The following is a 10,903-nucleotide window of genomic DNA, read 5'->3' on the forward strand; positions in this document are numbered from 1 at the left end:
GTGGCAGCACGTCGCACTCCTGCCGAGCGTTCCGTTAGGCGGATTCGATCGGGTCGCCTTCCGTGTGGTGAAATTGCCATACACCCCTGCCGCGCGTCCATGTAACATTCGGTAAGGCGATTGCGCCGGCCTTGGGCACATTCCAAATAACCAGCGGGTACGGGACAGTCCGGTACCGCGGAGAGGGTATCCGTCGTCATGGGTCTTGCCAAATTGTGGGGTTCGCTGCGCGAGCGCGGACCCGGGCGTTTTTCCAATACAGCGGCCTTTGGTCCGAGCGAGGCCTTCGCTCCCAGCGAAGCCTTCGCCACCAGCGAGGGGTTTTCGGAATTCGACGATTCCGTGCATTTCAAGGGCTCGGACCTGCAGGCGGCCCGCATCCTCGAGCGCCGGCTGGGCCGTCCCCGCAAGCGCCTGGTGCCGGTGCTGCTGGGCGCGCTCTATTTCCTGTGCATGCTGGCGTTCTATGCCATGGGCATCGTCACCGGGCCCCTGGTGCTGATGGTGGCCGCGCTGATCGCCTGCGGCACGGTGCTCGGCGTGGTCTACGTGCGGGTGCGGCAGCAGGAGGAGCGGCGCACGGGCGACCGGCAGTTGCGGCTGCCGGTCGTGATCGGCTCGGTCGTGATCCTGCTGCTGGTCTTCTACATAGAGCCGATCACCCAGATCGCGCTGGCACCCTTCATGTTCCTCTCGATGGCGTACGGGCTGCTCACGCTCTCGCGCCGCACGGCGCTGCTGCTGTGCGGCGGCATCCTGGGGGGCTATGCGCTGGTGGTGTCCGCGCACTACCTGGAGCGGGACGACACCGCGCTGCTGCGCCTGGAGGTACTGCACTTCATGGCGCTGGCGCTGGCCCTGCCCGCCTACGTCCTGCTGATGGGCCGCGTGCGCGTGCTGCACCGGCTGCTGCAGAAGACCAGCCACGAGATGCGCTCCATCGCCGAAAGCGCGCGCCTCGACGTGCTGGGCTGCCTGAACCGCCGTTCCATCCTGGCCGCCCTGGAGGAGCAGAAGCAGCTGGCCGACGAGAGCGGCATCCCGCTGTGCCTGGCGGTGGTGGACCTCGACCACTTCAAGCGCGTCAACGACGAGCTGGGCCACCTGGGCGGCGACGAGGTGCTGCGCACCTTCACGCAACTGGCCCAGCAGACGGTGCGCACCGACGATTTCTTCGGCCGCTACGGCGGCGAGGAATTCCTGCTGATCTTCCCCGCCACGCCGCTGCTGCCGTCGCTCAACAGCTGCGAACGCATCCGCGCGCTGGTGGAGGCGCACCCATGGCAGGAACCGCTGCGGGGACGCGTCACGGTATCGATCGGCGTCACGCAGTACGTGCTGGGCGAATCGGTGCTGGAGTTCTTCTCGCGCGCCGATACCGCGGTGTACCTGGCCAAGCAGGGTGGCCGCAACCAGGTGGTGGTGCAGGAACCGGTGGGTGCCTTCGCTCCGGCGGAGGATGGAGAGCCGCAGGCCCCGGCGCACGGCTACTTCTGAGGAAGGGGCCTGCCTGCCCGGCGCAATGCCCCACGAACGCGGGCCGCGATGCCCGCTTTTCGTTTGCTGAAAATTTGAGCAGGTACAATCCCGCCTCCGTTTTCCTCCGCCTGTTTTTTCAGCACTTCCGCGCGCCATGCAGATCGGCCACATTCCCCTGGCGAACCGCCTCTTCGTCGCGCCCATGGCGGGAGTGACGGACCGGCCGTTCCGCCAGCTCTGCAAGGCGCTCGGCGCGGGGTATGCCGTGAGCGAGATGGTCACCTCGCGCAAGGACCTGTGGAACAGCCTGAAGACCTCGCGCCGCGCCAACCACGACGGCGAGCCCGGACCGATCGCCGTGCAGATCGCCGGCACCGACGCGGCCATGATGGCCGAGGCCGCGCTCTACAACATCGACCGGGGTGCCGAGATCATCGACATCAACATGGGCTGCCCCGCCAAGAAGGTCTGCAACAAATGGGCGGGCTCCGCCCTCATGCAGAACGAGGCGCTGGCGGTGGAGATCGCGCAGGCCGTGGCCGAGGCCTGCGCGCCGCGCAACGTGCCGGTCACCCTCAAGATGCGCACCGGCTGGTGCCAGCAGCACAAGAACGCCGTGCAGCTCGCGCGCGCCTTCGAGGGCGTGGGCATCCGGATGCTGACGGTGCACGGCCGCACGCGCGAGCAGGGCTACAAGGGCCATGCCGAATACGACACCATCGCCGCCGTGAAGGCCGCCGTGCGCGTGCCGGTGGTCGCCAACGGGGACATCGATTCGCCGGAAAAGGCGCGCGACGTGCTCGCGCGCACGGGCGCCGACGCGGTGATGATCGGCCGCGCGGCGCAGGGCCGGCCATGGATCTTCCGCGAGATCGGCCACTTCCTCGCCACGGGCGAGCACCTGGCGCCGCCGCTGGTGGCCGAGGTGCGGCGCCTGCTGCTGGACCACCTGCAGGACCACTATGCGCTCTACGGCGAGCTGACGGGCGTGCGCAGCGCGCGCAAGCACATCGCCTGGTACGTCCGCGCGCTGCCCGGCGGCGAGGCGTTCCGGCAGCACATCAACACCGTGGACGGCTGCGACGAACAGTGGCGGGCCGTCGACCTTTTCTTCGAGGGGCTGGGCCAGCAGATGGACCGCCTCCCCGCCGCGCCGGCCCCGGGGGCCGGCACGGACACCGACGACGCACAAGAACAAGAAGGACTGCCCGCATGAGCAACAAGAACATCGAGGACTGCGTGCGCGAGAGCCTGCAGAGCTATTTCAGCGACCTGGGAGGCGAGACGCCCGACGGCATGTACGACATGCTCGTGCGCCTCGTCGAGAAGCCGCTCCTGGAGGTGGTCATGACCCACGCCGACAACAACCAGTCCCGCGCCGCCGAATGGCTGGGGCTGAACCGCAACACGCTGCGCAAGAAGCTCGTGGACCACAAGCTGCTCTGACCGCCGGCACCGCCGGCGCGCATGCCGGCGTGTGCCTCCCCGTCCCGGCCGCTGGCCGCCGCCCGGCCCGGCCGCACCCGATTCCACAACCTCCCCCCACCGCCATGAACGCACTCCTTTCCGTCTCCGACAAGACCGGCATCGTCGAATTCGCCCGGGCCCTGCATGCCCTGGGCATCCGCCTGCTGTCCACCGGCGGCACCGCCAAGCTGCTGGCCGACCAGGGCCTGCCCGTCACGGAGGTGGCCGAAGTGACGCAGTTCCCCGAGATGCTCGACGGCCGCGTGAAGACGCTGCACCCCAAGGTGCACGGCGGCCTGCTGGCCCGCCGCGAGCTGCCCGAGCACATGGCGGCACTGAAGGAGCACGGCATCGACACCATCGACCTGCTGGTGGTCAACCTCTACCCGTTCGAGGCCACCGTGGCCAAGGCCGGCTGCACGCTGGCCGACGCCATCGAGAACATCGACATCGGCGGCCCGGCCATGGTGCGCAGCGCCGCCAAGAACTGGAAGGATGTGGGCGTGGTCACCTCGGCGGACCAGTACGACGCCGTGCTGGGCGAGCTGAAGGCGGGCGGCAGGCTGTCCGACAGGCTGCGCTTCGCGCTGTCGGTGGCCGCGTTCAACCGCATCGCCCAGTACGACGGCGCGATCAGCGACTACCTCTCTTCCGTCACCTTCGAGGCCGAGAAGCTGTCCGAGGCCTACGTGCCCGAGCGCAACCCCTTCCCGGCCCAGAGCAACGGCCAGTTCGTCAAGCTGCAGGACCTGCGCTATGGCGAGAACAGCCACCAGCAGGCTGCGCTCTACCGCGACCTGCATCCCGCGCCGGGCTCGATCGTCACGGGCGAGCAGCTGCAGGGCAAGGAGCTGTCGTACAACAACATCGCCGACGCCGATGCCGCATGGGAGTGCGTGAAGAGTTTCGACGCCGCCGCCTGCGTGATCGTGAAGCACGCCAACCCCTGCGGCGTGGCCGTGGGCCTGGATGCCGCCGACGCCTACGGCAAGGCCTTCCAGACCGATCCCACCAGCGCGTTCGGCGGCATCATCGCCTTCAACCGCCCGGTGGACGCCGCCGCCGCGCAGCTGGTGGTGAAGCAGTTCGTCGAGGTGCTGATGGCCCCGTCCTTCACGCCCGAAGCGCTGGAGATCTTCAAGCCGAAGGCCAACGTGCGGCTGCTGAAGATCGCGCTGCCGGATTCCAAGGGCGCCCGCGCCTGGGACCGCGGCCGCAATGCCATGGACGCCAAGCGCATCGGCTCCGGCATGCTGCTCCAGACCGCGGACAACCATGAACTCTCGCTGATGGACCTGAAGGTGGTCACGAAGAAGCAGCCCACGCTCGAAGAGATGGAAGACCTGCTGTTCGCTTGGAAGGTCGCCAAGTACGTCAAGAGCAACGCCATCGTGTTCTGCAAGGGCGGCATGACGATGGGCGTCGGCGCGGGCCAGATGAGCCGCCTGGATTCCGCGCGCATCGCCAGCATCAAGGCCGAGCATGCCAAGCTCTCGCTGCAGGGGACGGTGGTGGCGAGCGACGCCTTCTTCCCGTTCCGCGACGGCCTGGACGTGGTGGTGGACGCGGGCGCGACCTGCGTGATCCAGCCCGGTGGTTCCATGCGCGACCAGGAGGTGATCGACGCCGCCGACGAGCGCGGCGTGGCCATGGTGTTCAGCGGCGTGCGCCACTTCAGGCATTGATCCGCGCCTGAGCGGAGGAACGCCGCCGCCCGCTTCCCGCGGGCGCGGCGCGGGCGGAGCGGCTCCGCCCGGGCCCCGGCGTCAGCCGGCGGCGAGCGTGCGGAACACCTCGTGCGCGATGGCGACGGTGTCCTCGATGTCCTGCGCGGTGTGGGCGCTGCTCACGAAGCCCGCTTCGTAGAGCGCGGGCGCGATGTAGACGCCGCGGTCCAGCAGGCCGTGGAAGAGCGCGTTGAACCGCGCGCCGTCCGTGGCCATCACGGTGGGGTAGTTCTGCGGCAGTTCGGGCAGCAGGAAGAAACCGAACATGCCGCCTTCGCTGTCCGCGCTGAACGGGATGCCGGAGGCCGCCGCCGCCTGCGCCAGGCCCTGCGTGAGCGCCTGCGTGTGCGCCGCCAGCGATTCGTAGAAGCCCGGGCGGGCGATCTCGCGCAGCGTGGCGAGGCCGCAGGCCGTGGCCACCGGGTTGCCCGAGAGCGTGCCCGCCTGGTAGACCGGGCCCAGCGGCGCGAGCTGTTCCATCACCGCGCGCGGGCCGCCGAAGGCGGCGAGCGGCATGCCGCCGCCGATCACCTTGCCCAGCACCGTGATGTCCGGCTTGAAGCCGGGAATGTCGCGGGCATAGACGCTCTGCGCACTGCCGAGCGCCACGCGGAAGCCCGTCATGACCTCGTCCAGCACCAGCAGCGCGCCGTGCTGCGTGCACAGCTCGCGGCAGCGGCGCATGAAGGGCACGCTGGCGCGCACGAAGTTCATGTTGCCGGCGATCGGCTCGATCATCAGGCCCGCGATCTCGCTGCCGTGCAGCGCGAAGGCCTCCTCGAGCTGGGCGATGTCGTTGTATTCGAGCACCATCGTGTGCTGCACCACCTCGGCCGGCACGCCGGCGCTGGTGGCATGGCCGAAGGTGGCCAGGCCCGAGCCGGCCTTCACCAGCAGCGCGTCGGCATGGCCGTGGTAGCAGCCGTTGAACTTGATGATCCTGCTGCGGCCCGTGGCGCCCCGCGCGAGGCGGATGGCGCTCATGCCGGCCTCGGTGCCGGAGCTCACCAGCCGGATCATCTCCATGGAGGGCACGTGCCGGAGGATCTCCTCGGCCAGCTCGACCTCGCGCTCGGTCGGCGCGCCGAAGCTGAAGCCGTCGAGCGCGGCCTTCTGCACGGCCTCGAGCACGGCGGGATGGCCGTGGCCCAGGATCATGGGGCCCCAGGAGCCGATGTAGTCGATGAACCGCTGGTTGTTGGCGTCCCAGAAATAGGCGCCCTGCGCGCGCTGCACGAAGCGGGGCGTGCCGCCCACCGCGCGGAAGGCGCGCACGGGCGAATTCACGCCACCGGGGATGAGCGCCTTGGCGCGCTCGAACAGGGGAAGATTGAGGTCAGTGCTGGGTGTCATGGGGAGGCATCACGAAGCCGTCGGTGGAGGTGGGATCGGCCGCCGGGCCGTCGTCGGGGTCTTCGCCGTCGTCATCGTCATCGTCGTCGGGCTGGGCCCAGAACATCCGGTCGGGCAGGAAGTGGCCCATGCCGGGGCGGAAGCCGGCGTCCAGGCAGCGGTCGAGGTAGGTGAGCGCCTCGGTGGAGGCTTCGGCCAGGTCGTTGCCGCTCGCCACGAGCGCGGTGAGTGCGGCCGACAGCGTGTCGCCCGCGCCGGTGAAGGTGGCGTCGAACAGCTCGAACCGGGTCGTGCCCAGCACCGTCTGCGCCGAGGTGAGCACGTTCTCGACGTGCTGCTCGGCCGCCGGCACGCCGGTGACCAGCAGGTAGGGCACGCCCAGCTCCGACGCGGCCATGGCCAGGTCGCGCGCCGAGGGTTTGCGGTCGCTGCTCCAGTCCGGCAGCAGCCAGCGCGACAGCGTGCTGTAGTTGCCCACCAGCACGGAGGTCAGGGGCATCAGCAGTTCCTGGAAGGCATCGAGGTACTGGTCGATGAGGTCGTCGCGCCACCACGACAGGTTGGGCATGTACGCGATCACCGGCACGTCGTCGTAGTCGGACGCGATGGAGGCGATGGCGCTCAGGTTCTCGGGGCTGCCCGCGAAGCCGACCTTGATCGCCTGCACGGTGAGGTCTTCCAGCACGGTGCGGGCCTGTTCGGCCACGGCCTCGTCGTCGAACGCGTAGTGGTCGAACACCTGGGCCGTGTCGCGGACGTAGGCCCCGGTGACCACGGCCACCGCATGGCCGCCCACGGAGGCGATGGTGGCGATGTCGCCCGTGAGGCCGCCGGCGCCGCTCGGGTCGCTGGCGTTGAAGACCATCACGCACACGGGCGCGCTGTCTTCGGCGGCGTCGGCGGGGGTGTCGGGAGGGGAAGGCGGGAGGGAGGAAGGTGAGTCTGTGGTCATTGCGCCGCACCAGCGTAACGGGTGGCGCGGAAGCTGCGTCCCGCGTTCATGTCTAGATACAATCGTTGCATTCTATGTGAAGGCCCCTTAAGCTGTGACAGACCCTAAAACCTGGATGTGCCTGATTTGCGGCTGGATATATGACGAAGCCGCAGGTTCCCCCGAGCACGGAATAGCGCCCGAGACCCGCTGGGAAGATGTGCCCATGAATTGGGCCTGCCCGGAATGCGGAGCCCGCAAGGAGGACTTCGAAATGGTCCAGATCTGAATCTTCCTGCGCAGCGTCGTTTTTTACCATCATCAACGGTGACGAAATTGACCCAGACCCCAGGTGCCACCTTCAAGGTTCTCGTCGTCGACGATAGCAACACCATCCGGCGCAGCGCCGAGATATTCCTCAAGCAGGGCGGCCACGAAGTCATGCTGGCGGACGACGGTTTCGATGCCCTGGCGAAGGTCAACGATTATCAGCCGCAGCTGATTTTCTGCGACATCCTGATGCCGAAACTCGACGGTTACCAGACCTGCGCCATCATCAAGCGCAATGCGCGTTTCGCGGATACGCCGGTCGTCATGCTTTCGTCGAAGGACGGGGTATTCGACAAGGCCCGGGGGCGCATGGTGGGCTGCCAGGAATATCTCACCAAACCATTTACCAAAGACCAGCTGCTGAAAGCTGTACAGCAGTTCGGTAATGCCCAACAAGGAGCCATGTAATGCCCATCCAGAAAGTTCTGGTCGTCGACGACTCGAAGACCGAGTTGATGTTCCTGACCGACTTGCTGCAGAAGAAAGGCATGCAGGTGCGCACCGCGGAAAACGCCGACGAGGCCTTCCGCCGGCTCGCGGAAGAAAAGCCGGACCTGATCCTGATGGACGTGGTCATGCCCGGCCAGAACGGTTTCCAGCTCACGCGCGCCATCAGCCGCGATCCGCAGTACGCCGACGTGCCGATCATCATGTGCACGAGCAAGAACCAGGAGACCGACCGGGTGTGGGGCATGCGCCAGGGAGCGCGCGGCTACATCACCAAGCCGGTGGACCCCGCCGAGCTGCAGGCCAAGATCGACGCGCTGAACTGACCGCCGTCCGTCCATGGCCAATCGTGAAGCGCTCCGAGAGCTCCAGACCCGGCTGGCCGCCCGCTTGCAGGCTGCGCGGTTCGAGGGCTCGTCCGTGTCCTCCTGGCTGGCGGTGGAATCCGCGGGCCGCCGCTTCCTGCTGCCGCTCGGCCAGTCCGGGGAGATCTTCTCGTGGACCGGCGTCCAGCCCGTGCCCTACACGCAGGACTGGTTCCTCGGGGTCGCCAACCTGCGCGGCTCCCTGATCGGCGTCGTGGATCTGGCGGGCCTGCTGGGGCAGCCGGTGGCGCGCACCGAGCAGGCGCTCGGCGAGGCCAGCCTGCTCGCCTTCAACGCCGCCCTCGAAGTGAACGCGGCCCTGCTGGTCGACCGCCTGGCGGGGCTGCGGGGCACCGATGCCTTCGTCGATTCCGCGCCTCCGGGCGCCGACGCGCCGCCGTACTTCGGCACCACCTACCTCGACGCGGACGGTACCCCCTGGCAGGAACTCAACCTGCAGGCCCTCTCCCGGCACCCCGCGTTCCTCAGCATCAGCGCTTGAGCTTTTCCCCTCTCTGAAGGCCGAACCATCATGTCCGTCGTGAACCCGTTTGCAAAACTATTCCATCGGAAGCCCGCGGAAGGCGACGCCGGGCAGGACTCGCTCTCGGCCGCCTCCTACCAGTCGGACGGCATGCAGAGCGTGCAGGGCGATCCGTCGGCGAACCTGCCCGAGGGCGACATCGCGGAGCAGGATCTCGTCACGCTGCCCCTGCTGGGCCGGGCGACCGCGGCCGAGCACCAGCGGCGCCTGCTGACCCTGCTGGCCGTGGGCGTGGTGGTGCTGGCGCTGATCGCCGGCTGGGTGCTGAAGCAGGCGGACCGCTCCGCGCAGCAGCTCGCCGCCACCGGCCAGGCGCTGATGCAGTCGCAGCGGCTCGCGAAGTCGGTGTCGCAGGCGCTGGTGGGCAGTCCGCAGGCCTTCCCCGACGTGGCGGACAGCTCCGGCGTGCTGGCGCGCAACGTGCGCGCGCTGGTGTCCGGCGACGACGAGCTGCGCGTGCAGGCGCTGGGCGAAGGCTACAAGCCGGAACTCGACGCGATCGTGCCCCTGATGGAGCGCGCCGAGCGCAATGCGTCCGTGGTCATGGGCCAGCAGAAGATCCTGACGCAGGTGGGCGACGCGCTGCGCACCATCAACCGCCAGTCGTCCGACCTGCTCGAGATCGCCGAGACCATCTCGTCGCTGAAGCTGCAGCAGAACGCCCCCTCGTCCGACATCTCCGCCGCCGGCCAGCTCGTGATGCTGACGCAGCGCATCGGCAAGTCCGCCAACGAGTTCCAGACCACCGAGGGCGTGAGCCCCGAGGCCGTGTTCCTGCTGGGCAAGGACCTGAACACCTTCCGCGAGATCGCCCAGGGCATGCTCGACGGCAGCACCGACCTGCGCCTGGCCGCCACGCGCGATCCGCAGACCCGCGAGCAGCTCGAGAGCCTCATCAAGGTCTACGACCAGACCCGCACGCAGGCCGGCGCCATCCTCGGCAACCTGCAGGGCCTGGTGTCCGCGCGCGAGGCGCAGTCCGCCATCATCGCCGACAGCGAACCGCTGCGCCGCCAGCTGGAAGGCCTGCAGACCAAGCTGTCCGATCAGACGGGCCTGGGTGCCGGGCAACTGGCCGCCCTGGTGGCCGCCGGCCTGTTCGTGCTGCTGTGCGGCGTGGGCATTTCCCGCGTGCAGCTGATGGACAGCCGCACCCGCCAGGTCGCCGCCGAAATGCAGCAGCGCGATGCCCGCCGCCAGGAGCAGGAGGCCAAGCGCGTCAACGACGCCAACCAGGCCGCCATTCTGCGGCTCATGAACGAACTGCAGTCGGTCGCCGAGGGCGACCTGACCCAGGAAGCCACCGTGACGGAAGACATCACGGGCGCGATCGCCGACTCGGTGAACTACACGGTGGAAGAACTCCGCCAGCTGGTGGGCAGCGTGCAGAACACGGCCACCCGCGTGGCGCAGACGACGGCGCAGGTGGACAGCACCTCCACCGAACTGCTGGCCGCGTCCACCGAGCAGCTGCGCGAGATCCGCGAGACGGGCCGCTCGGTGCTCGACATGGCCACCCGAATCAACGAGGTGTCCGCCCAGGCGCAGGAATCGGCCTCGGTGGCCCGCCAGTCGCTGCAGGCGGCCGACTCCGGCCTGCAGGCCGTGCAGAACGCCATCGGCGGCATGAACTCGATCCGCGACCAGATCCAGGACACGTCCAAGCGGATCAAGCGCCTGGGCGAATCGTCCCAGGAGATCGGTGAAATCACCGAGCTGATCTCCGACATTACCGAGCAGACGAACGTGCTGGCCCTGAACGCCGCCATCCAGGCCGCGTCGGCCGGTGAAGCGGGCCGGGGCTTCTCCGTCGTGGCGGAAGAAGTGCAGCGCCTCGCCGAACGCTCCGCCGACGCCACGCGCCAGATCTCGGCGCTCGTGAAGGCGATTCAGACCGACACGCAGGATGCGGTGGCCGCCATGGAGCGCTCCACGCAGGGCGTGGTCGAAGGGGCGCGGCTGTCCGACTCCGCCGGCACGGCCCTGTCCGAAATCGACCGCGTGTCGCGGCGCCTCGCCGAGCTGATCGAGCAGATCTCCTCGTCCGCGTCGCGCGAGGCCGAACTCGCCAACGGCGTGGCCGACAACATCCAGCACATCTTCGCGGTGACCGAGCAGACTGGCGAAGGCACGCGCACGACGGCCCAGCAGGTGCGGGAGCTGTCGCACATGGCCGAGGAGCTCCGCCAGTCCGTGGCGCGTTTCAAGATCGCCTGACGGGCCGGCGAGCAGCCAGCTAGCATCAACGAAACGGCTCGCG

The 10,903-nt window shown here is 68.5% G+C and carries 11 protein-coding genes; 9 read left to right on the forward strand and 2 right to left on the reverse strand.

The features are described 5' to 3' along the window. Window positions 1-198 precede the first annotated feature (198 nt). The 4 genes from Q9R47_RS07535 to purH all read left to right on the forward strand — a co-directional run bounded on the left by Q9R47_RS07535 (window position 199) and on the right by purH (window position 4,631). Window positions 199-1,497, forward strand: coding sequence for a GGDEF domain-containing protein (locus Q9R47_RS07535; RefSeq protein ID WP_311232588.1), 1,299 nt, complete (start codon window positions 199-201; stop codon window positions 1,495-1,497). A gap of 136 nt (window positions 1,498-1,633) precedes the next feature. Further along, entirely contained in the window at window positions 1,634-2,695 is a 1,062-nt protein-coding gene (gene dusB, locus Q9R47_RS07540) for a tRNA dihydrouridine synthase DusB (RefSeq protein WP_311232589.1), read from the forward strand. Further along, entirely contained in the window at window positions 2,692-2,925 is a 234-nt protein-coding gene (locus Q9R47_RS07545) for a helix-turn-helix domain-containing protein (protein ID WP_311232590.1), read from the forward strand. The genes dusB and Q9R47_RS07545 overlap by 4 nt, the downstream gene beginning before the upstream one ends. Before the next feature lie 104 nt (window positions 2,926-3,029). Continuing rightward, window positions 3,030-4,631 carry a bifunctional phosphoribosylaminoimidazolecarboxamide formyltransferase/IMP cyclohydrolase gene (purH, locus tag Q9R47_RS07550; RefSeq protein WP_311232591.1) on the forward strand — a complete coding sequence of 534 codons (1,602 nt, stop codon included), beginning with the start codon at window positions 3,030-3,032 and terminating at the stop codon, window positions 4,629-4,631. A gap of 81 nt (window positions 4,632-4,712) precedes the next feature. Here the strand turns inward: purH and hemL are convergent, their stop codons facing one another. Both hemL and Q9R47_RS07560 read right to left on the reverse strand, forming a co-directional pair. After that, a complete protein-coding gene (gene hemL, locus Q9R47_RS07555; protein WP_311232592.1) occupies window positions 4,713-6,026 on the reverse strand; it encodes a glutamate-1-semialdehyde 2,1-aminomutase in 1,314 nt (437 codons plus the stop codon). Next, window positions 6,010-6,978 carry a bifunctional hydroxymethylpyrimidine kinase/phosphomethylpyrimidine kinase gene (locus Q9R47_RS07560; RefSeq protein WP_311232593.1) on the reverse strand — a complete coding sequence of 323 codons (969 nt, stop codon included), beginning with the start codon at window positions 6,976-6,978 and terminating at the stop codon, window positions 6,010-6,012. The genes hemL and Q9R47_RS07560 overlap by 17 nt, the downstream gene beginning before the upstream one ends. A 94-nt stretch (window positions 6,979-7,072) precedes the next feature. On the opposite strand from Q9R47_RS07560, the gene Q9R47_RS07565 reads away from it, so the two are divergent. From Q9R47_RS07565 to Q9R47_RS07585, 5 genes are read left to right on the forward strand one after another with little or no spacing between them, the layout of a single operon-like run. Beyond that, on the forward strand, window positions 7,073-7,246 hold the full coding sequence (locus tag Q9R47_RS07565) for a rubredoxin (protein ID WP_164566641.1): 174 nt from the start codon (window positions 7,073-7,075) through the stop codon (window positions 7,244-7,246). A gap of 38 nt (window positions 7,247-7,284) precedes the next feature. Then, a complete protein-coding gene (locus Q9R47_RS07570; RefSeq protein ID WP_311232594.1) occupies window positions 7,285-7,695 on the forward strand; it encodes a response regulator in 411 nt (136 codons plus the stop codon). Further along, a complete protein-coding gene (locus Q9R47_RS07575; RefSeq protein ID WP_011794058.1) occupies window positions 7,695-8,060 on the forward strand; it encodes a PleD family two-component system response regulator in 366 nt (121 codons plus the stop codon). Before Q9R47_RS07570 ends, Q9R47_RS07575 begins: the two co-directional genes overlap by 1 nt. 13 nt (window positions 8,061-8,073) lie before the next feature. Then, window positions 8,074-8,601 carry a chemotaxis protein CheW gene (locus Q9R47_RS07580; protein ID WP_311232595.1) on the forward strand — a complete coding sequence of 176 codons (528 nt, stop codon included), beginning with the start codon at window positions 8,074-8,076 and terminating at the stop codon, window positions 8,599-8,601. 30 nt (window positions 8,602-8,631) lie between these two features. Beyond that, the gene (locus Q9R47_RS07585; RefSeq protein ID WP_311232596.1) at window positions 8,632-10,860 is read left to right on the forward strand and encodes a methyl-accepting chemotaxis protein; all 2,229 of its coding nucleotides are present in this window, start codon (window positions 8,632-8,634) and stop codon (window positions 10,858-10,860) included. The last annotated feature ends 43 nt before the right edge of the window (window positions 10,861-10,903 follow it).

Source organism: Acidovorax sp. PRC11 (assembly GCF_031844105.1).
Classification (GTDB): Bacteria; Pseudomonadota; Gammaproteobacteria; order Burkholderiales; family Burkholderiaceae_C; genus Paracidovorax.